The following is a 22,331-nucleotide window of genomic DNA, read 5'->3' as shown; positions in this document are numbered from 1 at the left end:
GGGCCAGGAATGCAGATGATAAGGCCCTGGGCGCGCAGCGTCAGCGCCGCTTGCCGAAGCGGGCGCGCAGGCCGGGCAGGCTGGCGCTGAAGATCACCAGCAGCGCCAGCGCGATCTCGATCAGCGCCAGCCAGCGCGTCTCCGGGTGGCTCCAGGCGCTCATCACGCCGTGGCTGAACCAGCCCAGCGCCAGCACCGAGGCCCAGAAGCCGGCCTTGCGCCAGCCCAGGCGCACGGCGATGGCCAGCGCCAGCGGTGGCGCGGTGAACACCAGCTGGGTGGCCAGCCAGTGCCTGTCATTGATGAACCAGCCTGCGAACAGCGCGGCCAGCCCCATCAGGGCCAACAGCAGGACCGTGCGCGGCGCGCGGTTCATCGGGCCAACCGCTGCGCGATGTCGGCCACCCGGCGCCCCAGCGCGCGCGCCAGAACCGCTTCGTCGTCGGTCGGCTGCGGATCGTCGGCGGCACCGGCCACGTGGCTGGCGCCATAGGGCGTGCCGCCACTGATGGTGTGGCTCAGCGCCGGTTCGGTGAACGGGATGCCGACGATCACGCAGCCGTGGTGCAGCAGTGGCACCTGCATCGACAGCAGGGTCGATTCCTGGCCGCCGTGCATCGAGGCGGTGGACGTGAACACGCCGGCCGGCTTGCCGGACAGGGTGCCATTGACCCATTCGGCGCCCAGCCCATCCAGGAAGTGCTTGACCGGCGCGGCCATGTTGCCGAAGCGGGTGGGGCTGCCGAGCAGCAGGCCCTGGCAGTCGACCAGGTCCTGCACGCTCACGTAGGGGGCGCCATCGTCGGGTACCGGTGGCTGCGCGGTCTGGGTCACGGCGGCCACCGGCGGCACCGTGCGCAGGCGCGCGGTCATGCCCGGCACTTCGCCGATGCCCCGCGCGATCTGGCGCGCCAGCCGTGCCACCGAACCGCCCCGGCTGTAGTACAGCACCAGAATCTCGCCCATCGTGCCCGCTTCTCCTCGTCGTGTGGCTACCAGTATGGCTATCCTGCCAGCATTCCGCATCGGGTACCCTTCCACCGATGGAACCTTTGGATACGCTCAACCTGTGGATGGAGCGCGCGCGGGATCGCGCACGGGCCATCAGTTTCGGCCGCTTCCTGTGGCATCGCTTCCTCGACGACCGCCTGTTCCAGGCAGCGGCGGCGCTGGCCTACACCACGGTGTTCGCGCTGGTACCGCTGGCGATCGTGGTATTCGGTGTGCTGTCGGCCTTCCCCGTCTTCGACCGCTGGAGCGATCAGCTCAGCGACTACGTATTCTCCAACTTCGTGCCCTCCGCGGCGCGTGCAGCCGAGGGCTACCTGCGGCAGTTCTCGGCCAGTGCCGGCCAGCTGACGGCGGCCGGCTTCATCGCACTGGTGGCCTCACTGCTGATCACGCTCAACAGTGTGGAAGAGACCTTCAACCAGATCTGGCGGGTCGGCTCGACCCGGCCCAAGCTGACCCGCTTCCTGGTCTACTGGACCGTGCTGACCTTGGGCGCGATGCTCGCCGCCGCATCGCTTGCGGTATCGGCGCGGGTGTTCGCGATGCCGTTGTTCGGTACCCAGGAGGGCCGTTGGTTGGCCGAGCTGGCGCTGCGGCTGGCGCCGATCCTGATCGAGTTCGTCTGCATCACGCTGATGTTCCGGGTGGTGCCGCACCACACGGTGAAATGGCGGCATGCCGTGCCCGGCGCGATCCTGGCGGCGGTCATCCTGGAACTGGTGAAGTGGGGCATCGGTGCCTATCTGGGCAGCTTCCAGTCCTACCAGAAACTGTATGGCACGGTGGCGTTCGTGCCGATCCTGCTGCTGTGGATCTACCTGTGCTGGGTGGCGGTGCTGCTGGGGGCGTCGCTGGCTTCTTCGATGGCCGCCTTCCGCTACCAGCCGGTGGAACTGCGCCTGCCGCAGGGGTATGAGTTCTATGGACTGCTGCGCCTGCTTGGCCGCTTCCAGCATGCACGGGCCAAGGGCAAGGGCCTGGCCGATGACGAGATCCTGCGGCTGGAGCCGATGCTGACCGATTCACTGCTGCAGGACCTGATCTGCAACCTGCAGGAGATCGACCTGCTGCGCCGCGACGAGCGGGGCGAGTGGCTGCTGTCGCGTGACCTGGACCAGGTCAGCCTGGCCGATCTGTACGAATGCACCCAGCTGCGCATCCCGGTGGCCGAGCAGCACCTGCCGTACCGTGATGACAGCCTGGGCCGTGCCGCACTGGCGGCGCTGGACGATCTGCGGCTGCCCCTGCGCGAACGCCTGAAGCGCAAGGTCAGTGATATCTATACCGACTCTGGAGACATGCCATGACCCGCAAGACGCCGTTGCCGCTGCTGCTCCCGTTGACCCTGCTGCTGGCCCTGGCGGCCTGCAAGCCGGCCCAGGAGCCGACACCGGCCAGCAGCCAGCCGCCGGCACAGGCGCCGACGCCGACCACTCCGGCACCGGTCGATGAAACCCCGGCCGAGCGCACCACTGCCGAATTCCCGACCTTGAAGATGAAGGCGGTGGATGGCAGCGACTACGATCTGGCCGCGCATCGTGGCAAGTGGGTGGTGGTGAACTTCTGGGCGACCTGGTGCGCCCCGTGCCGCAAGGAGATGCCCGAGCTGTCGGCGCTGCATGCGATGCGCAGCAACATCGAGGTGGTCGGCCTGGCCTACGAGGACATCGAAGTGCCGGAAATGCAGTCGTTCCTGACCAAGCATCCGGTGACCTATCCGATCGTGATCGTGGACCCGTTCGATCCGCCGGCCGACTTCGCCACGCCGCGAGGCCTACCGTTGACGCATCTGCTGGATCCGCAGGGCAAGCTGGCCCACACTTTCCTTGGCCCGGTGACCGCCGCCGACATCGAAAAGCAGATCGCGGCCGCCAAGTAGTGGGTGGGTCGGCAGGGCCTGCGGCCCTGCACCTCGGTACGCGCCATCGCATGCGCGCTGCCGCTCCCACGCTTCGCTGCGCGAACCGCAGGCCCCACTTACCAACACCCAAACCCCCGCCGCTTCGCGGCCGCCCCCTGACTCAGGGGGCTCTGCCCCAGACACGATCCGACGCCCGCCAGGCCAATGGGATTGCCGATGGGGTCAGATCCGCTTTCCGCAGGAAAACGGATCTGACCCCGGTTCCATTTCGATATCTGACAGATGTGTCGACCAAGGTCGACACCTACCAACAGCCGCAGGGATCTGTCAGAGGCGGGGCGGTTGGGTGGGTAGGACACGCCGTAGACCCGTCCATGGGGCTCGATGTCGCCATCCATGGCGCCAACGGTCGTGCCCACCCACCGCGCCGCCATCCCGCGGATGCCCGCTGTTGCTGTTGCCGTTGCCGTTGCCGTTGCGTTGAGCAGGTGCAGGGTGCAACCCTGCCGAACAACCCTAATCCTCGACCGGGAAATCCTCGATGGGCTTCAGCACATCGTAGTGCTCGCGATGCAGCTTGCCCTTCAGCTTCGGCAGCTCCGGCAACGGCGCATCCACCCGTGTGTCCGGCAACCGGTCCAGCAGGTTGCGCACCAGGGTCAGTCGCCCCAGCCGCTGGTCGTTGAAATCCACCAGCGTCCACGGCGCCGCCTCGCGATGCGTCGCGCGCAGCATCGCCTCGCGGGCTTCGGTATAGGCGCTGTACTTGCTGCGCGATTTCAGGTCGACCGGGGACAGCTTCCAGCCCTTCAGCGGATCGAGGTGGCGTTCGGCGAAGCGCTTCTCCTGCTGCTCCTGGTCCACGCACAGCCAGTACTTGAACAGCAGGATGCCGTCATCCACCAGCAGCTGCTCGAACACCGGTGCCTGGCGCAGGAACTGCTGGTACTCGGTTTCGCTGCAATAGCCCATCACCCGCTCGACGCCTGCGCGGTTGTACCAGCTGCGGTCCATCAGCACGATCTCGCCGGCGGCGGGAAGATGCGAGGCATAGCGCTGGAAATACCACTGCGTGGCTTCGCGGTCGGTAGGCTTGGGCAGTGCTACCACCCGGCATTGGCGTGGATTGAGATGCTGGCTGATGGCCTGGATCGCGCCGCCCTTGCCTGCCGTATCCCGTCCCTCGAACAGCACCAGCAGGCGTTGCCCGCTGAGCTGCACCCAGCGCGCCATCGCGGTCAGTTCCAGCTGCAGCGGCAGCAGCAGTTCGTCGTAGTCCTTGCGCTTGAGCTTGGCCATCGTCACACCACGCGGGGAGGAAGCCCGAGCGTAACGCAGGGGTCGCTCAGGTGTTGTCGACACCTTGCCAGCCGTGTTCACCGGCAAGCCGCTGCAGCAGGGCCGACAGGTCGCGGGCAAACCCGGCCATGTCGAACAGGCCACTGCGTTCGCGCGCCTGCGCCAGCTCGGCGCGAAGCGAGGCCAGTGCTGCGGGGTCATTGCCCAGTGCGCTGGCGGTGGCGATGAACGCCGCATCATCGGCGACATTCATCCGGGCCAGCCCCAGATGGTGGTTGAGGCTGCCGGCCACGCGCGCGGCGAAGGTGTCGCCCGGGCAGGTCAGCACCGGACAGCCGGCCCACAGTGCATCGGAGGCGGTGGTATGCGCGTTGTACGGATGCGTGTCGAGGAACAGGTCGGCCAGTGGGTAGCGGGCCAGGTACTGCGGATGCGGCAGCTTGGCCATGAACACCAGCCGCGCCGGGTCCAGGCCGGCAGCCTGCGCGGCCGTGCGCAGGCGGGCGTCGGCCTGGCCGGGGCCGGACAGCAGCCACAGCACGCTGCCGGGCACGGCCTGCAACACTGCGAAGGCGCGGCCCATGCTGCGCGGGTTGAGCTTGTAGCTGTTGTTGAAGCAGCAGAACACCACGCCGTGCTCGGGCAGCCCGCACTCGGCGCGGGACGGCGACGGCTCCAGCGTGCGGGTGTTGTCCGAGGGCTGGAAGGCCCGCGGAAGGCGCAGGACGCGTTCGCTGAAGTGCGGTTCCAGCGCTGCCGGCAGTACGAATTCGTCGGCGACCACGGCGTCCAGCCAGCGCGCGCCCGAGGTGCCGGGGTAGGCCAGCCAGTTCAGCTGCAGCGGGGCCGGGCGCATCGCCAGCACTTCGGGCGTGCCGCCGCCGCCCCAGCCGCGCAGGTCGAACAGCAGGTCGATGCCCTGTGCGCGGATGCGGGCCGCGATGTCGGCATGCCGCAGTGCGGCCACCTCATGCAGCCGGGTCGCGGACTGCAGGCGTTCGCGGATGCCGCTGCCATCGGCGCGGTTCAGCGCGAACAGGTGCAGCTGCAACGCCGGGTCATGACGCAGGTGTTCGAGCAGGGCCACGGTCAGCAGCCCAGTGGGATGGGCGCCGAAGCCATTGGAAAGGAAGCCGACGCGCAACGGGCCGCGCGCGCGTACCGTCACTGCCGGCAAGGGCCGGACCGAGGCGGCGATCAGTGCGGCGCGCGCACGTGCACAGGCCAACTGCTCGCCCGCGCTGGCGTCTTCGCTGAGGAAGGCGAAGGGTTCCACCGCACCGTGGCCGGCGGCGAGCGCGGCGCGTACCTGCGCAGCCAGCGTGTCCACGTCCTGCCAGTCGCACAGGCGGCGCTGCCATGCCAGGCGCTGCGCGGCGATGTAGGGTTCATCCGGCATCAGCGCATGCGCGCGGCGATAGGCCGCTGCTGCGCCTTCGGCATCGTCGGCGTCTTCCAGCGCATGGCCCAGCCACAGCGCGATGCCCGGGTGCTGCGGGGCCAATGCCGAGGCCTGGCCAAGCAGCTTCGCCGCGTCGGCGTGCGCGCCGGCCATCCAGGCCACGCGGCCCAGGCGCGCCAGGGCCTCGGGGTGGTTCGGGCGCAGCTGCAGCGCGCGTCGTGCCGCCTGCTCGCCGGCGGCGATGTCGCCGGCTTCCAGTTCCAGGTCGGCCAGCATCACCCAGGCGACGAAATCGCCGGGCTGGCGTGCGATCGCCTGCTGCAGGTGCTGTCGCTGCTGCCAGGCCGACATCGTGCTCAGCCCGCCGACAGCTGGGCCAGGGCATCGACCTGGTGTTCGTGGCTGAGCCGCTGCAGCAGCGGGTCGAGGTCGCCGGCGAGGATGTTGGGCAGGTCGTACAGGGTCAGGCCTTCCACGCGGTGGTCGGTGATCCGGCCCTGCGGGAAGTTGTAGGTGCGGATGCGCTGGCTGCGGTCGCCGCTGCCGACCTGCAGGCGCCGCGATTCGGCCTGCGCGGCGTCCTGGCGCTGGCGCTCGGCATCGAGCAGCTGCGCCTTCAGGCGCTTCATCGCCTTGTCGCGGTTGGCGTGCTGGCTGCGCTCGGTCTGGCACTCCACCACTACGCCGGTCGGCACGTGGGTGATGCGGATGGCCGATTCGGTCTTGTTGACGTGCTGGCCGCCGGCACCGGACGAGCGGAACGTATCCACCTTCAGGTCGGCCGGGTTGATGACGATGTCATCGACCTCGTCGGCCTCGGGAATGATCGCCACGGTGGCCGCCGAGGTGTGGATGCGGCCCTGCGATTCGGTGGCCGGCACGCGCTGCACGCGATGCGTGCCCGATTCGAACTTCAGGCGCGAGAACGCACCACGGCCGACCACGCGCGCCACCACTTCCTTGTAGCCGCCATGCTCACCGGGATTGTCCGATTCGATCTCGACCTTCCAGCCCTGGCGCTCGGCATAGCGGGCGTACATGCGGAACAGATCGCCGGCGAAGATCGCGGCTTCATCGCCGCCGGTGCCGGCGCGTACTTCCAGGAACAGGTTGCCTTCGTCGCGCGGATCGCGTGGTACCAGCAGCAGGGCCAGTTCTTGTTCCAGTTCCTGCAGGCGCGCCTGCGCCGCAGCGATTTCCTCGTCTGCCAGTTCACGCAGGTCGGGGTCGGCGCGCATGCCTTCGGCGGCGGCCAGGTCGGCCTTGGCACGGGCTTCCTCGGCGAGCGCGGCAGCGACCGGTTCAAGTTGGGCGAATTCGCGCGAAAGGTCGCGGAAACGGGTGTTGTCGGCGACCACATCGGGTTCGGCGAGCAGGCGTTCCAGTTCTTCGCGGCGCTCGGCCAGCGCTTCCAGCTTACGGCGCAGGGTCGGCGTCATCGGGTCTCACGGGTGGGTGGCGGTAACCCGGCGTGGCCGGGAACAGGCGCTCGGCGGCGCGGGTCAGGTCGGCATCGCCACTCAGCGCGGCCGCGCGCAGAGCGGCGGTCGGCGGATGCAGCAGGCGGTTGGTCAGGCCATGGGCCAGCAGTTCCAGCACTTCGTCGGCGGGCTTGCCGTTGGCCAGCTGCTGCCGTGCGCGCTCCAGCAGTTCGGCGCGGGTCGCTTCGCCGAACGCACGCAGCTGCCGCAGCGGTGCCTGGTGGGCGCTGGCCTGCTGGGTCTCGATGAAACGCGACACCTGCAGGTCGATGATCGCCTCGGCCTCGGCGGCGGCCTCGCGGCGGCCACGACGGTTGTCTTCCACCGCGCGTTCCAGGTCATCGACGGTGTAGAGGAAGGCGTCGTTGAGCGTGCCGACCTCGGCTTCGATGTCGCGCGGCACGGCCAGGTCGAACAGCAGCATCGGCTTGTGCCGGCGCGCGCGCAGTGCCTTGGCCACCATCTCGCGATGGATCACAGGTTCGCGCGCGGCGGTGGCCGAGAACACGATGTCGGCCTCGCCGAGGTGGCGGTCCAGTTCGGTCAGCGGCAGGGCCACGCCGCCATGGCGGCTGGCCAGTTCCTGCGCGTGAGCAAGGGTGCGGTTGGCGATCAGCAGCCGCCGCACCTTGCCCTCACTCAGGTGGCGTGCAGCCAGCTCGATGGTCTCGCCGGCACCGACCAGCAGCACGGTGGAGTCATCCAGGCGCGCGAAGGCGTTCTGCGCCAGGCGCACCGCCGCCGAGGCCACCGACACCGGGTTGGCGCCGACCTGGGTATCGGTGCGCGCACGCTTGGCTACCGAGAAGGTCTGCTGGAACAGGCGGTCCAGGCGCTGGCCGAGCAGGCCGTGGTCACGCGCGGTCGACCAGGCATCCTTTACCTGGCCGAGGATCTGCGGTTCGCCCAGCACCATCGAGTCCAGCCCGGTGGCGACCCGGAACAGGTGGCGCACGGCCTCGGCATCGGCATGCTGGTACAGGTAGCCCTGCAGGTCGCCTGCCTGGCTGTGCAGCCACTGGTCCAGCGCCTGTGCCGACTCGGCCACGGCATACAGTTCGGTGCGGTTGCAGGTGGACAGCAGCACTGCCTCGGCGATCTGCGGGGTATCGCGCAGCGAGCCCAGCGCACGCGGCAACGCCTCACCGGCGAAGGCCGCGCGCTCGCGCAGCTCCACCGGTGCGGTCTGGTGATTCAGTCCGAGCACCCACAGGGTCATTGTTCAGTTGCTTGCGATAAGCTGCTGGCCATTGGACGACATTTTAAGGCCCCGATGCCGACGATGCCCGCATTGATTCGCATCCCCAGTGTTCTGCTGCTGTCCCTGGCCTGCACCCAGGCCCTGGCGGCGGTGCCGGCCAAGGCCCCCGTGCGGGCCGCGGCCACTGAGGAACTGGCGCTGGAACCGGTGATGGCCGGTGAGTTCGCCCTGCAGGCCGGCAAGCTGGCCGAGGCCGCGCGCTGGTACCTGCAGGCCGCGCAGCAGACCGACGGCGACGCCGGCCTGGCCGAGCGCGCGACCCGTATCTCCATGCTGGCCAACGATGATGCCAGCGCCGCCAAGGGCCTGGCCCTGTGGCAGCAGCGCGCCCCGCGCTCGTTGACCATGCGCAGCGCCGCCGGTGCGCTGGCCATGCGCCAGGGCGATGTGAAGGCTGCCCGCACCGAGCTGCAGGCGCTGCTGGCCGACCCCGACGAGCGCGGCTGGAAGTTCGCCCTGGCCGCGCTGATCGGCGGTGGCCGCGACCCGGCGGTGCCGGCGCAGGTGCTCGGCGAGCTGGTCGATGCCAATGCGATTCCGCCGAAGATCGAGGCCTGGCAGGAGTTCGGTCGCCTGGCCCTCCGCATGGACAAGCCCGAGTTGGCGCGGCGCATGATCGATGAAGTGGTCAAGCGCTTCCCGGAAGAGCCGCGCGTAGCGTTGCTGCGTGCCAGCCAGCTGCAGCAGGCGGGCGAGACCGACAAGGCATTGTCGCTGCTGCACGACGTCGAGCCGAAGACCCGCCAGGACCCCGAGCTGCGCAATGCGGTGGCCATCGCCTACGACAGCCTGGGCCAGCCGGCTGCGGCCGAGCGCGTGTTGGCGTTCGGCCCGCAGGACGTACAGACCTGGGGCATGCGCGCCTCGCTGCTGGCCAAGCAGGGCGACAAGGCGGCGCTGTCCAACCTCTACAACGAGCTGTCGCGGCAGGCGGCCAAGCCGGATCCGGCGCAGCGCCTGTTGCTGGGCAAGATCGCCGAATACCTGAAGCGTTACCCCGAGGCGGTGCAGTGGTACCACAGCGTGCCCGGTGGCGATGAGCTGAGCGAAGCGCGCCTGCGCGCGGCCAATGCCCAGGCCCTGGCCGGGCGCCTGCCGCTGGCGCTGGAGGAAGTGCACGCGATCCAGTCCGACGCGGTGGTCGACGACGATGTGCGCCGTGACGCCTACCTGCTGGAAGCCGAACTGCGCCAGCGTGGTGACGACAGCGCCGGTGAACTGGATGCGCTGGCCCGCGGCCTGGCCGCCTACCCGGACGACAACGGCCTGCTGTACGCACGTGCGCTCACCTGGGAGCGCCGCGACGACATCCCGCGCGCCGAGGCCGACCTGCGCAAGATCCTGGTGACCGACCCGGAAAACGTGCCGGCGCTGAACGCGCTGGGCTACACCCTGGCCGATCGCACCGGCCGCCTGCAGGAAGCGCTGGAGCTGATCGACCGCGCCCGCGTGGCCGAGCCGGACAACGCCGCCATCGTCGACAGCTATGGCTGGGTGCTGTATCGCCTGGGCCGCAAGGAAGAGGCACTGGTACAGCTGCGCCGGGCCTGGACCCTGGCCAAGGACCCGGAGATCGCTTCCCACGTCGGCGAAGTGCTGTGGGTGCTGGGCAAGCATGACGAGGCCCGCCACTTCTTCGACGAAGCGGCCAAGCTCGACCCTGAAAACCGCGCGCTGCTGCGCGCCCGTGAGAAATTCAATCCATGAGTGGTTCCCTGATCCGGCCGCTGCTGTTGGCGACCGTGACCCTGGCGGTGAGCGCCTGTACCAGTGTCGGCACGCAGAAGACCCCGGCGCCAGCGGTGGTCGAGATTGTTTCGGCTGAAGCGGCGCAGGCCGAGGCAGCGCGCGTGGCCGCGCTGCAGGCACAGCCGGACTGGGCCTTCCAGGGGCGGGTGGCGGTCAGCAAGGGCAAGGACGGCGGCAGCGGTCGCATCGACTGGAAGCAGGACGGCCGCCGCTACGTGGTCGAACTGAGCGCGCCGGTGACCCGGCAGAGCTGGAAGCTGACCGGCGACACCCATTCCGAAGCCGGTCGCCTGGAAGGGCTGTCCGGCGGTCCGCGCGATGGCGAGGACGCCCAGCAGCTGCTGCTGGAAGCGACTGGCTGGGACATCCCGGTCAATCAGCTGCCGGAGTGGATCCGCGGCCTGGTGGCCGGGGATGCTGCCGGTCCGGAGAAGGTCGAGCGCGACGGTGAAGGCCGGCCGCGCCGCATGCAGCAGATGGGCTGGCAGGTGCAGTACCTGGACTGGTACCCGGCCGACGCCGGACGACCGGCGCTGCCGCGCCGGATCGAGGCCAGCAATGGCGACGCCAAGGTGCGCCTGCTGGTGGACCAGTGGGGGCAGGGCACGCCATGAGCGCCGGGTGCGACGACGCGGGCTGGTCCTGGTGGCCGGCCCCGGCCAAGCTGAACCTGTTCCTGCACATCACCGGCCGCCGGGCCGACGGCTACCACGAGCTGCAGACCGTATTCCGCCTGCTGGACTGGGGGGACCGCATCGGCCTGCGCCTGCGTGAAGACGGCCAGGTGCGTCGGCAGGGCGAGGGCCTGGCCGGCGTGGCCGAGGCCGATGACCTGGCGGTGCGGGCCGCGCGCCTGCTCCAGGATGAGGCGAAGGGCGCGCAAGGTGCTGACATCATCGTCGAAAAGCACGTTCCTGCCGGTGGTGGCTTCGGCGGCGGTTCGTCCGATGCGGCCACCGTGCTGGTGGTGCTGAATCGGCTCTGGCGCGCCGGCCTGGACGAGGATGCCCTGGCCGCGCTGGCCCTGCGCCTGGGCGCCGACGTGCCGGTGTTCGTGCGTGGCCACAACGCCTGGGCCGAAGGGGTGGGCGAGCGCCTGCAGCCGATCACGCTGGCGCCGGCCTGGTATGTGGTGGTTGAACCGGGTGTTCATGTTCCTACGCCGGTCCTGTTTGCAGACCCGGATTTGACGCGCGACAGCCCAGTGGCGAAAATAGAGGACTTCGCTTCCGGGACCCTGGTCGGGAACGCGTTCGAACCGGTGCTGCGCCGCCGTGAGCCTGCCGTCGAGGCAGCGCTTGCCGCGTTGAGCGACATCGGCGCGGCGCGGCTGACCGGTTCGGGAAGTGGTTGTTTCGTCGAGTTCGCATCGCAGGCTGCTGCAGAGCAGGGGCGGTCGAAGTTGCCGAAGGAGTTGCGGGCAAGGGTGGCAGCGGGCGTTGCGCGTTCGCCACTGCTGGATGCACTCGAGCAACACTGATTTATCAATGCAGGGGCGTCGCCAAGAGGCCCAAGGCACCAGGTTTTGATCCTGGCATTCGTAGGTTCGAATCCTACCGCCCCTGCCAATAGCGGCTGTGTCCGCGCCTTCCAGCGCATCGCCCGCGCGGGACGTGGAAACAACCGCGGTGTTGTCAGCAGCAAGGGTCCATCGGGGTCCTTGCCGACTCCGGATCCCCGCCACTCGTCCCCGCCCGAGACAATCATGATGCAAGAGTCCCCGAACCTGCTGGTCTTTTCCGGCAACGCCAACAAACGTCTGGCGCAGAACATCTGCAAGGAACTGGGGGTCCGCCCGGGCAAGGCGCTGGTGTCGCACTTCTCCGATGGTGAAGTGCAGGTGGAAATCGAAGAGAACGTCCGCAAGCAGGACGTGTTCGTGATCCAGCCGACCTGCGCGCCGAGCGCGGAAAACCTGATGGAACTGCTGGTGCTGATCGACGCGCTCAAGCGCGCATCGGTGGCCAGCGTGACCGCCGTGGTGCCGTACTTCGGCTACTCGCGCCAGGACCGCCGCATGCGTTCCTCGCGCGTGCCGATCACCGCCAAGCTGGCGGCCAAGATGTTCAGCACCGCTGGCGCTGATCGCGTGCTGACCGTCGACCTGCACGCCGACCAGATCCAGGGCTTCTTCGACATTCCGGTGGACAACGTGTATGCGTCCCCGCTGCTGCTGGCCGACATCTGGCGCGCCTACGGCACCGAGAACCTGATTGTTGTCTCGCCGGACGTGGGCGGCGTGGTCCGCGCCCGTGCGGTGGCCAAGCGCCTGGATGACGCCGACCTGGCGATCATCGACAAGCGCCGCCCGCGCGCCAACGTCTCCACCGTGATGAACATCATCGGTGACGTCGAAGGCAAGACCTGCGTGATGGTCGATGACATCGTCGATACCGCCGGCACCCTGTGCGCCGCTGCCGCTGCCCTGAAGGCGCGCGGTGCGCTCAAGGTCGCCGCCTACTGCACCCACGCGGTGCTGTCGGGCCCGGCGGTGGACAACATCACCAATTCCCAGCTCGACGAGCTGGTGGTGACCGACACCATCCCGCTGAAGGACGCAGCGCGGGTGTGCAGCAAGATCCGCCAGCTGAGCGTGGCGGAAATGCTGGCCGAAACGATGCGCCGCATCGCCTTCGGCGAGTCGGTCAGCTCGCTGTACGTCGACTGAGTTTTCGTCCCTGCCGGCAACGGGGGGACATACCCGGATGCTTCTGGTCGCGGAAGCATCTTCAACCGCCACGCCGCAGGGCGCGGCAACAACCTGAGTAGTCGAAAATGTCGAAGACCCATGAAATCAAGGTCACCAAGCGTGAACTGCAGCGTAAGGGTGCGAGCCGCCGCCTGCGTCACGCTGGTGTGATCCCGGCTATCGTGTACGGCGGCAACGCCGAGCCGGTCGCCATCAGCCTGGACCACAACGAAATCTGGCTGGCCCAGCAGAACGAGTGGTTCTATGCCTCGATCCTGGACCTGAACCTGGATGGCCAGGTGCAGAAGGTCCTGCTGCGTGACATGCAGCGCCACCCGTACAAGCAGCTGATCATGCACCTGGACTTCCAGCGCGTGAACGAGAACGAAGCCCTGACCGCTTCGGTCCCGCTGCACTTCGTCAACGAAGACACCTCGCCGGCCGGCAAGGCTGCCGACGTCGTGGTCACCCACGAACTGAAGGAAGTGACCATCACCTGCCTGCCGAAGGACCTGCCGGAGTCGATCGAAGTCGACCTGGGCGAGCTGAAGGCCGGTGACGTCGTGTACCTGTCCAACATCAAGCTGCCGAAGGGCGTGGAAATCCCGGCGCTGGCGCTGGGCAAGGACCACGACGACGCCATCGTCACCGCCAAGGCCGGCAAGGCCGACGAGGCTGACGAAGAAGCGGCTGCCGCCGAGTAATACCGTTACGGTGCCTGCCTCCGGGCAGGCACCGTACTGGAAGGAACCATGGCAGGACTGCGACTGATCGTCGGTCTGGGCAATCCCGGATCGGAACACGCCCGGACCCGGCACAATGCCGGGTTTCATTTCGTTGAGGCCTTGGCGGAAAAAGCCGGTGCGCGATGGAATGTGGACAGCAAGTTGTTCGGCGAGACCGCCAAGGTCGAGATCGCCGGGCAGACGGTGTGGCTGCTCAAGCCCGCCACCTTCATGAACCTCAGCGGCAAGTCGGTCACCGCCGCGCAGCGGTTCTGGAAGATCGAGCCGGAGGAAACCCTGCTGGCCCACGACGAGCTGGACCTGCCGCCCGGTGCGGCGCGGCTTAAGTTCGACGGTGGCCACGGCGGCCAGAACGGCCTGCGCGATACCATCCGCCTGCTGGGTCATGGCAAATTCCACCGCCTGCGCGTGGGCATCGGCCATCCCGGCCACAAGGACCGCGTGGTGGGTTGGGTGCTGGGGCGCCCGTCCAAGGAGGATGACGTGCTGATCGCACGCGCCATCGACGATGCGATCGACGTGCTGCCGCTGGCGGTGCAGGGCGATTTCAACGAAGCGATGAAGCGGCTGCACACCCCGCGCTGACCATGACCGACCCGCGTACTCCCTGCACCGTGTGTGGCGCCATGATCCTGCTGGCGACGGCGGCCCGGAACGATGGGCTCTGCATGCCGTGCCGGAATGGCACGCGGCAAAGCATGGAAATGGCGAAGACGCGAGATCGGGAGGTTCGCGAGGAGCGCAAGCGCTTCGAGGAATCAGCAGAGGGGCGGCATTGGCATTGGTTGATCGAACAAGTCCACGGGAACGGTTGTGGATTTTCCGGATTGTCAGTGCAGGATCAGCGCTACTTTGCGATCAACGCGCTCATCAATGATGTCTATCGTGGAGGGCTTGATGCCTATTTCCAAAATTCTGCTGGCGGCTACATCGCGGGAGCGCTTGCAGGGCTTGGGGAGATGCAGCAGCTTGACGTGCGAGACATCGTGCTCGCGGCCCAGCAGCTACTGTTTGGCAATGAGGCCATGGAAGATCATCATGCGCAGAGACGCCTGCAGATCTATCGTGCCGACGGGTATCTCGACGATGAAGTCGAAACAGCACTTGATGCGCTGGATGGGCGATTCTATGCACTGGTCGACGACGGCCAGCTTGAAGAACTGCTGAAAGCGTACGCAGAACGTCACAGGTTGTACGCCGCGTTCTAGCGCGGGCTACTGGAAGGACGATTGGGGATTGAGGGCATGCCCGCAGGCGAGCCTTGAATCCCGAATCATCCACTTACACTCAAACCCGGATTCAACCCATGGGTATCAAATGCGGCATCGTCGGCCTGCCCAACGTCGGCAAGTCGACCCTGTTCAATGCGCTGACCAAGGCGGGCATCGCCGCGGCGAACTTCCCGTTCTGCACCATCGAGCCGAACGTCGGCATCGTGCCGGTGCCGGATCCGCGCCTGAACGAGCTGGCGGGCATCATCAACCCGCAGAAGGTCATCCCGACCGCGGTCGAGTTCGTCGACATCGCCGGCCTGGTCGCCGGTGCCGCCAGCGGTGAAGGCCTGGGCAACAAGTTCCTGGCGCACATCCGCGAAGTCGATGCCATCACCCACGTGGTGCGCTGCTTCGAGCACGGTGACATCGTGCACGTGGCCGGCAAGGTCGACCCGATCTCGGACATCGAAACCATCGACACCGAACTGGCGCTGGCCGACCTGGACAGTGTCGAGAAGGCGCTGAACCGTGCTGAGCGTGCGGCCAAGGGCGGCGACAAGGATGCGGCGGCGCGCAAGCCGGTGCTGGCCAAGTTGCAGGCTGCACTGTCGGAGGGCAAGGCTGGGCGCTCGGCCGGGCTGGACGAGGAAGAGAAGGCGCTGGTGCGCGACCTGTTCCTGCTGACCCTGAAGCCGGTGATGTACATCGCCAACGTGCTGGAAGACGGTTTCGACAACAACCCGCACCTGGAAGCCGTGCGTGCGCATGCTGCCGCCGAAGGCGCGCAGGTGGTGCCGGTGTCGGCCGCGATCGAAGAAGAGCTGTCCCAGCTCGACGACGAAGACCGCGATACCTTCCTGGCGGACCTGGGCCTGAGCGAGCCGGGCCTGAACCGCGTGATCAACGCGGCCTACAGCCTGCTCGGCCTGCAGACCTACTTCACCGCCGGCGTGAAGGAAGTCCGTGCGTGGACCGTGCGCAAGGGCGCCACCGCCCCGCAGGCCGCGGCGGTCATCCACACCGACTTCGAGAAGGGCTTCATCCGCGCTGAAACCATCGCGTATGACGACTTCATCAAGTACAAGGGCGAAGCCGGCGCGAAGGAAGCCGGCCGCCTGCGCCTGGAAGGCAAGGAGTACCGCGTGCAGGAAGGCGACATCCTGCACTTCCGCTTCAACGTCTGATCCTGCGGCATCGGATCGACCCCGGACGCCCCGCCCTGTGCGGGGCGTTCGCGTTTCCGGTGATGGACAAAAAAACACCAGGCTGCGAAACGCTTGCGGTGTGACGTTCGCCGGTACTTGTCCACAGCAAACTCCCATCGCTTTCCACGCGTGGTGTGGAAAACCGACGAACCTGATGTAGAGCCGAGCCCATGCTCGGCTGATGCCAGCCGGAGCCGAGCGTGGGCTCGGCTCTACAAGGGGCTCGCCCGCGCGACCTGGACAAATTTTCACCGCGCTTCGAAACGCCTGCGCTGCAATGCTCGCACCCACTTGTCCACACCAAGTTCCCATTGCTCTCCACGTACCGTGTGGAAAACAATCGGGGCCGTGGACAAAGAATCACCACGTCCGGAAACGCCTGCACCGCAACGCTCGAACCCACTTGTCCACACCAAGTTCCCATTGCTTTCCACGTGCGGTGTGGAAAACCCCAGATGGCCCGCTCTGGCAGTCGCCCACCTTGGTGGGCGGGGCGAAACAGTGCCCACCAGGGTGGGCATCTACCAGAACCGCAAACAACAAGGCCCGCCAATGGCGGGCCTTGTCGTCCACGTTCTGCAATGCGGCGTGCCTTACAGCGCGCTGCCACCGAACTTGTGGGTGTACTGCAGGTTGATCGTGCGCCCCACGCTGTCGAACCAGGACACGTCGTAGTACGGGTATGCAGTGTAGGTACGGTCCGTCGGCGGCATCTTGTTGAACACATTGACCACCGACAGCGACAGGCGCGAGTGGTCGTCGAAGCGGTACTGCAGCGAGGCGTTGTAGCGATAGGTCGCCTTCACGTACGGGCTGTCGCCGCTGTCCCAGTCGAACACCTGGTCGTAGCTGTCCGAGGTCGGCAGCTTGCCCAGGCGCGAACCGTACACCGTTGCCGACCACGCATCCTTTTCCCAGGTCACGCTCAGGCTGGTCTTGGTGCGTGGGATGTCGAAGCCGCTGTTCACTGCGAACTGGTCTTCGGTGCGGTCGCCCGGGTAGCGCTGGAAGTCATGCTTCTTCACCCAGGTGTGGGTGCCGTTGAAGATGAAGTCGCCGATGCCCGTCTGCAGGCGGTAGCGCAGGCCGACGTCGATGCCGGAGGTGGATTCGCGGGCGACGTTGATCGGCGCCACGCGCACGCCATACAGGCGCCCGTCGTTGCTGCGGGTGATGCGGGCGAGTGCATCCACGCAGGTCGGCGAGGTGATGTCGGCGCTGCCCAGGCGGCAGTTCGCTTCGTTGGCCAGGATCGTGCGCACGTCCATGTCCTGCACCTGGTCGCGCATGTCGATGTCGAACCAGTCCACCGACAGGTCCAGGCCGACGGCCGGCGACCAGACGAAGCCGGCACTCCACGAGGTGCTGGTTTCCGGGTCGAGCTGGCGGTTGCCGGTGCGGCTGCGGATCAGGTTGCGCTCGTAGTCGGCGCAGTCGGTGGCGCCGTCGGCGCGGCAGCTGTACAGGTCTTCGGCGGTGGTCTCATCGTTGCCCGGGCCGGCGAATACATAGTGCAGGTCCGGCGCACGGAACGCGGTGCCATACGAACCGCGCACCAGCAGCGTGTCGATCGGGCGCCATTCCAGGCCACCGCTCCAGGTCGCCTTGCCGATGGTGTGGCCGGAATAGCGGTACTGGTCGTAGCGGCCGGCCACGCTCAGGTTGACCGTTTCGTGCAGCGGCATGCGCAGCTCGGCCGCCGTAGCCCAGCGGTTGCGCGAACCTTGGCCGTCCGAATCCTTCCAGCTGTAATAGTAGTACTGGGTCGCCAGCGGATCAGGATTGAGCGAGTACGCCTGCTGGCCCACTTCCACGGTCGCGGCGAAACCGGCGTCACCGCCGGGCAGGCCGAACAGCGCGGAATTGGTCAGAGTGAATGCCGCCGTCTCCGTGCGCGACTTCGGCGTGTAGGTGGTACGCGCGGCGATCGAATCGTACTCGGCGCGGGTCAGCGGCCGGTACAGGCGTGACGGGTCGGCGTTGTAGATCGGGAAACCGTCGTCATCCACGCCCAGCTGCGGGCCGAGGAACAGGTCATTGGCCTTGGCGGCGATGATCTGCGCCCAGCTGATCCGCGACTGGTACTGCGAATGGCTCAATGCCGCTTCGTAGTCCCAGTTGCCGGCCAGGTTGCCCTTGAAGCCGGTGGTCACGCTGAAGGTCTTCTGCGTGCTGCGCACCATGGCATTGCGCAGGCCACCCATTTCCTCGGGCGAGAACTGGCGCTGCCAGAACTCGATCTCGCCGGTGGCTTCGTTGTTGAAGTAGCCCGACTCATCGCCGTTGGCGTCCATGCGGCCCCACTTGGTGACGTCGCGCATCAGCGACATCGTGTGATAGCCCAGCTGCACATCGGCGAACCACTGCTGGCCATTGTCGAAGTCGTAGCTCAGCGAGGCGTAGCCATTGGCACCACGGCGCTTGCTGAGGATGGTGCCGTAGCCGATCGAGCTGTCGCTTCCGCAGTAATAGCCATAGCGCGGGCGGTAGGCGCGGTAGGTGCTGCCCTGGTTCTGGCCGGACAGCGCTTCGCAGGTGGCCGCGCCCGGGTCCAGGTAGTCATCGTTGTAGTCGGTGCGCAGGTAGGCGCGGCGGGCGATGCGCGAACCCTCGGTGGGGCCGTCCTGGGTCGAGTCCTGGATGTCGCGCTCATAGGCCCACAGCGGCGTCTGCGACTGCAGTTCCACGCTGTACACCGCGTTGAAGTTGCCACGGCTGAAACCGCTGGCGATGCTCATGTCGAACGACTCGCCACCGCCTTCAGTGGTGGTGCCCATGCGCATGTCGATCGTGGTGCCGTCGGCCTTCTTCTTCAGGATGAAGTTGACCACGCCGGCGATCGCGTCCGATCCATAGATGGCCGAGGCGCTGCCGGTCAGTACTTCAATGCGCTCGATCATCCCCAGCGGAATGTTGGAGACATCGGTGAAGTTGCTGCGGCCCTTGAACGGCATCGGGAAGTCGGCGATACGGCGGCCATTGACCAGCACCAGCGTGTGGTTCGGGCCCAGGCCGCGCAGGTCCACCTGCTGGGCACCCGGCGAGAAGTCGGCGCCGCTGGAAGACTGCTGGCTCTGCGTCTCACCGCCGTTCTGGGTCATCGCACGCAGCACGTCCGGCACGCTGGTGAAGCCACTGGAGCGGATCTGTTCGGCGTTGATCACCGTGATCGGGGCGGGGCCTTCCACCTGGGCGCGCGGAATGCGCGAACCGGTGACCTGCACCGCGTCCAGTTGTTGTACCGGAGAGGACGCCGGAGCCTGGGCGGCCGCGGAAGCAGCCACACCCATCAACGCTAGCTGGATCGACCACGCCATCGCCTTTCTACGCATGAGGAATTCTCGGAAATGAAGCCGGCCCGCAGAGGAGGGGCCTGTCCCCCATTCAGATTTCCGGAATGGGCGCGCGCATTTAACGCCTTTTTTATGTCCTTGACTACTGGGTCCCTATCTGGCAAAGAGTGAAAACGCTTGCAAGTCGATTTTGTTCAGGGAGATCAAGATGCGACGCGTTCACCGGACCCTGCGTACCCCTGTTGCCTGGCTGGCGCTGCTCATGCTGGCCTGGCCGTCGGCCGCGCCCGCGCAGGATCTGCAGGGCCCGGGCTTTTCCTATTACGAGGTCGGCGACCTTGAGGCCCCACGTCCCGGGCCGCGTGCATCCGCGATGATGCTGATGGGCGGTGGCGAGTGGGTGCCGGATGCCTTCCAGTGGTGGTTGAAGCAGGCCGGCAATGGCCGTGTACTGATCCTGCGTGCCTCCGGTGGCGATGAACTGCAGGACCGCCTGTACCGCGAGATCGGCGGCACCACCGCGGTACAGACGCTGGTCTTCGACAGCCGCCGCGGTGCCGATGATCCAGCCGTGCTGCGCGTGGTCGCTGCGGCCGATGCCATCTTCATTGCCGGCGGCGACCAGTCGCGCTACATCCGCTTCTGGAAGGGCACCGCACTCAACCGCGCGCTCAACGCCCATGTACGCGCCGGCAAGCCGATTGCCGGTACCAGCGCTGGCCTGGCCATCCTCGGCGGCTATGCCTATGGCGCCATGGATGGCGGCAGCATCAGCTCGGCCGGTGCGCTGGCCGATCCGATGGGCAGCGCAGTCGCCATGGACAGTGGCTTCCTGCAGATGCCCTACCTGCAGCGCGTGGTCACCGACACCCATTTCGACAAGCGTGACCGCCTTGGCCGCCTCATCGTGTTCGTGGCACGCGCCGCGCAGGACAGCGGCGACCCTGACATCGTCGGCATCGGCGTTGATGAGGACACCGCCCTGTGCGTGGAGCCCGATGGCCAGGCCCAGGTCTACAGCGCTGATGGCGAGGGCAAGGTCTGGGTGGTCAGCCCCGGTCGTGATGCCGATCGCCTGGTCGAGGGCGAACCATTGCGCTTCCATGCCGTTCCAGTGACCGTGGTCGCCAGTGGCAGCCGCATGCGCCTGGACGATTTCCAGGCCGAGGCCGACTACCAGGCCGTGGCCGACATCAGCGACGGCCAGATCGAGTTCACGCTTCGGTAGCGCCGGCCGCTGGCCGGCAACTCACTTTCCCTGAGCTGATGCGCCCCTTGCGGCCAGCGGCCGGCGCTACCCTGCAATCCATTCCCTTGTCCTGCTGGAGACGTACCTGATGAAACTGCGCCTGGCGCTGTCCGCGCTGCTGTCCTTTCCATTGATCGCCCAGGCCGCCCCGGCTGCGTCGCCATTGCTGGTCATCCATGGCGGCGCCGGCGTCGAACGCAAGGACCTGTCGCCGGCCGAAGAGAAGGCTGCGCGCGATGCGTTGCGCGCCGCACTGCTGAAAGGCCATGCCGAACTGGCGGCCGGTCGTCCGGCGCTTGCAGCGGTCACTGCGGCAATCACCGTGCTGGAGGACGATCCGACCTTCAACGCTGGCAAGGGCGCAGTGTTCACCCATGACGGCCACAACGAGCTGGATGCGGCGGTGATGGACGGTGCCACCCAGGCAGCAGGTGCGGTGGCCGGCGTGCAGCGGGTGCGTAACCCGATCCTGCTGGCGCAGACCGTGATGCAGAAGTCCAGGCACGTGATGATGGTAGGGCAGGGTGCCGAAGCCTTCGCGGTGGAGCAGGGCGTTGCTCTGGTTGATCCCTCCTACTTCCGCACGGAGAAGCGTTGGCAGCAGCTGCAGCGCGCGCTTAAGGAAGAGGTCAATGGCCAAGCCCATGCCGACCTGGAGACCGCAAAGCACTTCGGTACCGTCGGTGCGGTCGCGCTGGATGCGCAGGGGCAGCTGGCCGCGGGCACCTCCACGGGCGGCATGACCAACAAGCGCTATGGCCGGGTGGGGGACTCGCCGATCATCGGCGCCGGCACCTGGGCCGATGCGCGCTGTGCGGTGTCGGGCACCGGCTGGGGCGAGTACTACATCCGCACCGCGGCCGCGCACGAGATCTGTGCGCGCATGCGCTACCAGGGGCAGAGCCCGGAGCAGGCCGGCAAGGGCGTGATCAACGAGACGATTCCGCAGATGGGCGGCGACGGTGGTGCGATTGTGATTGCCGCGGACGGCAGAATGGCCACGCCGTTCAACACCCAGGGCATGTATCGGGGCTGGATCGGCGCCGACGGAGTCCCCCATGTCGCAATTTTCGCCAGCGAGACCCCGCCGGTCCCCGGTCAATAACCTTGCGTATCAATGGGTTTGCGACAACGTGTGAAAAAGATGGAAAAAAGCGTTGACAGCCCCCCGTCCCATCAGCAGAATAAGCGGCTCACCACCACACACCGCAACGCTTCGGCGGCAACGGAATGGGGTGGTAAGGAGGGATACCCAAGCGGCCAACGGGGGCAGACTGTAAATCTGCTGGCTTACGCCTTCGGTGGTTCGAATCCACCTCCCTCCACCAGTTTCACGTTGTGACATTCCCGGCGCGGGAGTAGTTCAATGGTAGAACCTCAGCCTTCCAAGCTGATGGTGCGGGTTCGATTCCCGTCTCCCGCTCCATTGAATGAACTTTGAATCTTATCGAGTTCATGTCATAATGCAAAACTCGGCTCACGTAGCTCAGTCGGTAGAGCACTTCCTTGGTAAGGAAGAGGTCGAAGGTTCGATTCCTTTCGTGAGCACCATCTTAAGCATCACCTCTCAGACGAATTCGAGATAAGCAGCCATGGCCAAGGGTAAGTTCGAGCGCACCAAGCCGCACGTCAATGTCGGCACCATCGGTCACGTCGACCACGGCAAGACCACGCTGACCGCCGCACTGACCAAGATCGGTGCCGAGCGCTTCGGTGGCGAGTTCAAGGACTACTCCTCGATCGACGCCGCGCCGGAAGAAAAGGCTCGTGGTATCACGATCTCGACCGCGCACGTCGAATACGAATCCCCGATCCGTCACTACGCCCACGTTGACTGCCCGGGCCACGCTGACTACGTCAAGAACATGATC

20 protein-coding genes and 4 tRNA genes are annotated in these 22,331 nt (G+C 66.9%); 17 read left to right on the top strand and 7 right to left on the bottom strand.

Annotation, left to right across the window (positions count from 1 at the left end):
- Positions 1-40: 40 nt before the first annotated feature.
- Positions 41-376 carry a DUF2069 domain-containing protein gene (locus tag AC5P6H_RS16850; RefSeq protein ID WP_014646024.1) on the bottom strand — a complete coding sequence of 112 codons (336 nt, stop codon included), beginning with the start codon at positions 374-376 and terminating at the stop codon, positions 41-43.
- Positions 373-966: an NAD(P)H:quinone oxidoreductase gene (gene wrbA, locus AC5P6H_RS16845; RefSeq protein WP_069118531.1), complete on the bottom strand. Its 594-nt coding sequence runs from the start codon at positions 964-966 to the stop codon at positions 373-375. Before wrbA ends, AC5P6H_RS16850 begins: the two co-directional genes overlap by 4 nt.
- Positions 967-1,043: 77 nt before the next feature.
- On the opposite strand from wrbA, the gene AC5P6H_RS16840 reads away from it, so the two are divergent.
- Together AC5P6H_RS16840 and AC5P6H_RS16835 are read left to right on the top strand one after the other, a co-directional pair.
- A complete protein-coding gene (locus tag AC5P6H_RS16840) occupies positions 1,044-2,318 on the top strand; it encodes a YihY family inner membrane protein (RefSeq protein ID WP_032956948.1) in 1,275 nt (424 codons plus the stop codon).
- Positions 2,315-2,890, top strand: coding sequence for a TlpA family protein disulfide reductase (locus AC5P6H_RS16835; RefSeq protein ID WP_014646027.1), 576 nt, complete (start codon positions 2,315-2,317; stop codon positions 2,888-2,890). Before AC5P6H_RS16840 ends, AC5P6H_RS16835 begins: the two co-directional genes overlap by 4 nt.
- 498 nt (positions 2,891-3,388) lie before the next feature.
- On the opposite strand, the gene ppk2 is transcribed toward AC5P6H_RS16835, so the two are convergent.
- The 4 genes from ppk2 to hemA are packed head-to-tail and all read right to left on the bottom strand — an operon-like array spanning position 3,389 to position 8,273.
- Complete coding sequence (gene ppk2 / locus AC5P6H_RS16830; protein WP_032956942.1) at positions 3,389-4,171, bottom strand: polyphosphate kinase 2; 783 nt, start codon at positions 4,169-4,171, stop codon at positions 3,389-3,391.
- A gap of 46 nt (positions 4,172-4,217) precedes the next feature.
- Positions 4,218-5,924 carry an O-linked N-acetylglucosamine transferase, SPINDLY family protein gene (locus tag AC5P6H_RS16825; protein ID WP_032956939.1) on the bottom strand — a complete coding sequence of 569 codons (1,707 nt, stop codon included), beginning with the start codon at positions 5,922-5,924 and terminating at the stop codon, positions 4,218-4,220.
- 5 nt (positions 5,925-5,929) lie between these two features.
- Positions 5,930-7,012: a peptide chain release factor 1 gene (prfA, locus tag AC5P6H_RS16820; RefSeq protein WP_014646030.1), complete on the bottom strand. Its 1,083-nt coding sequence runs from the start codon at positions 7,010-7,012 to the stop codon at positions 5,930-5,932.
- Positions 6,990-8,273 carry a glutamyl-tRNA reductase gene (gene hemA, locus AC5P6H_RS16815; protein WP_014646031.1) on the bottom strand — a complete coding sequence of 428 codons (1,284 nt, stop codon included), beginning with the start codon at positions 8,271-8,273 and terminating at the stop codon, positions 6,990-6,992. Before hemA ends, prfA begins: the two co-directional genes overlap by 23 nt.
- 63 nt (positions 8,274-8,336) lie before the next feature.
- On the opposite strand from hemA, the gene AC5P6H_RS16810 reads away from it, so the two are divergent.
- The 9 genes from AC5P6H_RS16810 to ychF all read left to right on the top strand — a co-directional run bounded on the left by AC5P6H_RS16810 (position 8,337) and on the right by ychF (position 15,897).
- Positions 8,337-10,022 carry a tetratricopeptide repeat protein gene (locus AC5P6H_RS16810; protein WP_172601383.1) on the top strand — a complete coding sequence of 562 codons (1,686 nt, stop codon included), beginning with the start codon at positions 8,337-8,339 and terminating at the stop codon, positions 10,020-10,022.
- Positions 10,019-10,678 carry a lipoprotein insertase outer membrane protein LolB gene (gene lolB, locus AC5P6H_RS16805; protein ID WP_014646033.1) on the top strand — a complete coding sequence of 220 codons (660 nt, stop codon included), beginning with the start codon at positions 10,019-10,021 and terminating at the stop codon, positions 10,676-10,678. The genes AC5P6H_RS16810 and lolB overlap by 4 nt, the downstream gene beginning before the upstream one ends.
- The gene (gene ispE, locus AC5P6H_RS16800) at positions 10,675-11,544 is read left to right on the top strand and encodes a 4-(cytidine 5'-diphospho)-2-C-methyl-D-erythritol kinase (RefSeq protein WP_164232697.1); all 870 of its coding nucleotides are present in this window, start codon (positions 10,675-10,677) and stop codon (positions 11,542-11,544) included. Before lolB ends, ispE begins: the two co-directional genes overlap by 4 nt.
- An 11-nt stretch (positions 11,545-11,555) precedes the next feature.
- Positions 11,556-11,632 (top strand) — tRNA-Gln (locus tag AC5P6H_RS16795).
- A 140-nt stretch (positions 11,633-11,772) separates the two neighbouring features.
- On the top strand, positions 11,773-12,732 hold the full coding sequence (locus tag AC5P6H_RS16790) for a ribose-phosphate diphosphokinase (protein WP_005415400.1): 960 nt from the start codon (positions 11,773-11,775) through the stop codon (positions 12,730-12,732).
- Between the two features lie 107 nt (positions 12,733-12,839).
- The gene (locus tag AC5P6H_RS16785) at positions 12,840-13,457 is read left to right on the top strand and encodes a 50S ribosomal protein L25/general stress protein Ctc (RefSeq protein WP_010481743.1); all 618 of its coding nucleotides are present in this window, start codon (positions 12,840-12,842) and stop codon (positions 13,455-13,457) included.
- A gap of 48 nt (positions 13,458-13,505) precedes the next feature.
- Positions 13,506-14,084 (top strand): aminoacyl-tRNA hydrolase, encoded by a 579-nt coding sequence (pth, locus tag AC5P6H_RS16780; RefSeq protein WP_032956928.1) that lies wholly within the window; start codon positions 13,506-13,508, stop codon positions 14,082-14,084.
- 2 nt (positions 14,085-14,086) lie between these two features.
- Positions 14,087-14,707, top strand: coding sequence for a DMP19 family protein (locus AC5P6H_RS16775; RefSeq protein ID WP_495202900.1), 621 nt, complete (start codon positions 14,087-14,089; stop codon positions 14,705-14,707).
- Positions 14,708-14,805: 98 nt separating this feature from the next.
- Positions 14,806-15,897, top strand: coding sequence for a redox-regulated ATPase YchF (ychF, locus tag AC5P6H_RS16770; RefSeq protein ID WP_014646036.1), 1,092 nt, complete (start codon positions 14,806-14,808; stop codon positions 15,895-15,897).
- A gap of 614 nt (positions 15,898-16,511) precedes the next feature.
- On the opposite strand, the gene AC5P6H_RS16765 is transcribed toward ychF, so the two are convergent.
- Positions 16,512-19,250, bottom strand: a complete 2,739-nt coding sequence (locus AC5P6H_RS16765; RefSeq protein WP_046429053.1) for a TonB-dependent receptor plug domain-containing protein — start codon at positions 19,248-19,250, stop codon at positions 16,512-16,514.
- A 169-nt stretch (positions 19,251-19,419) separates the two neighbouring features.
- Between AC5P6H_RS16765 and AC5P6H_RS16760 the strand changes: the two genes are divergently transcribed.
- The 6 genes from AC5P6H_RS16760 to AC5P6H_RS16735 form a co-directional block, all read left to right on the top strand.
- Positions 19,420-20,439: a cyanophycinase gene (locus tag AC5P6H_RS16760; protein ID WP_046429266.1), complete on the top strand. Its 1,020-nt coding sequence runs from the start codon at positions 19,420-19,422 to the stop codon at positions 20,437-20,439.
- A 109-nt stretch (positions 20,440-20,548) separates the two neighbouring features.
- Entirely contained in the window at positions 20,549-21,565 is a 1,017-nt protein-coding gene (locus tag AC5P6H_RS16755) for an isoaspartyl peptidase/L-asparaginase family protein (RefSeq protein WP_495202899.1), read from the top strand.
- A gap of 137 nt (positions 21,566-21,702) precedes the next feature.
- Positions 21,703-21,788, top strand: a tRNA-Tyr gene (locus AC5P6H_RS16750).
- A gap of 24 nt (positions 21,789-21,812) precedes the next feature.
- A tRNA-Gly gene (locus AC5P6H_RS16745) sits at positions 21,813-21,886 on the top strand.
- Positions 21,887-21,935: 49 nt separating this feature from the next.
- A tRNA-Thr gene (locus AC5P6H_RS16740) sits at positions 21,936-22,011 on the top strand.
- A gap of 41 nt (positions 22,012-22,052) precedes the next feature.
- A partial coding sequence (locus AC5P6H_RS16735; protein WP_308307142.1) for a GTP-binding protein occupies positions 22,053-22,331 on the top strand: 279 nt, incomplete at its 3' end.

The sequence above is a fragment of the Stenotrophomonas sp. YJH_SMC_110 genome (genome assembly GCF_059369255.1).
The sequence above is the reverse complement of the archived record's forward strand: the minus strand, read 5'-3'. Positions and strand labels throughout refer to the sequence as shown.

Coding starts and splice junctions, on each gene's coding strand:
- ppk2 (WP_032956942.1), bottom strand. CDS start 4,171: ATGGCCAAGCTCAAGCGCAAGGACTACGACGAACTGCTGCTGCCGCTG.
- AC5P6H_RS16825 (WP_032956939.1), bottom strand. CDS start 5,924: ATGTCGGCCTGGCAGCAGCGACAGCACCTGCAGCAGGCGATCGCACGC.
- AC5P6H_RS16785 (WP_010481743.1), top strand. CDS start 12,840: ATGTCGAAGACCCATGAAATCAAGGTCACCAAGCGTGAACTGCAGCGT.
- AC5P6H_RS16790 (WP_005415400.1), top strand. CDS start 11,773: ATGCAAGAGTCCCCGAACCTGCTGGTCTTTTCCGGCAACGCCAACAAA.
- ychF (WP_014646036.1), top strand. CDS start 14,806: ATGGGTATCAAATGCGGCATCGTCGGCCTGCCCAACGTCGGCAAGTCG.
- AC5P6H_RS16850 (WP_014646024.1), bottom strand. CDS start 376: ATGAACCGCGCGCCGCGCACGGTCCTGCTGTTGGCCCTGATGGGGCTG.
- wrbA (WP_069118531.1), bottom strand. CDS start 966: ATGGGCGAGATTCTGGTGCTGTACTACAGCCGGGGCGGTTCGGTGGCA.
- AC5P6H_RS16835 (WP_014646027.1), top strand. CDS start 2,315: ATGACCCGCAAGACGCCGTTGCCGCTGCTGCTCCCGTTGACCCTGCTG.
- AC5P6H_RS16810 (WP_172601383.1), top strand. CDS start 8,337: ATGCCCGCATTGATTCGCATCCCCAGTGTTCTGCTGCTGTCCCTGGCC.
- pth (WP_032956928.1), top strand. CDS start 13,506: ATGGCAGGACTGCGACTGATCGTCGGTCTGGGCAATCCCGGATCGGAA.
- hemA (WP_014646031.1), bottom strand. CDS start 8,273: ATGACCCTGTGGGTGCTCGGACTGAATCACCAGACCGCACCGGTGGAG.
- AC5P6H_RS16755 (WP_495202899.1), top strand. CDS start 20,549: ATGAAACTGCGCCTGGCGCTGTCCGCGCTGCTGTCCTTTCCATTGATC.
- AC5P6H_RS16760 (WP_046429266.1), top strand. CDS start 19,420: ATGCGACGCGTTCACCGGACCCTGCGTACCCCTGTTGCCTGGCTGGCG.
- lolB (WP_014646033.1), top strand. CDS start 10,019: ATGAGTGGTTCCCTGATCCGGCCGCTGCTGTTGGCGACCGTGACCCTG.
- AC5P6H_RS16840 (WP_032956948.1), top strand. CDS start 1,044: ATGGAACCTTTGGATACGCTCAACCTGTGGATGGAGCGCGCGCGGGAT.
- AC5P6H_RS16765 (WP_046429053.1), bottom strand. CDS start 19,250: ATGCGTAGAAAGGCGATGGCGTGGTCGATCCAGCTAGCGTTGATGGGT.
- prfA (WP_014646030.1), bottom strand. CDS start 7,012: ATGACGCCGACCCTGCGCCGTAAGCTGGAAGCGCTGGCCGAGCGCCGC.
- ispE (WP_164232697.1), top strand. CDS start 10,675: ATGAGCGCCGGGTGCGACGACGCGGGCTGGTCCTGGTGGCCGGCCCCG.
- AC5P6H_RS16775 (WP_495202900.1), top strand. CDS start 14,087: ATGACCGACCCGCGTACTCCCTGCACCGTGTGTGGCGCCATGATCCTG.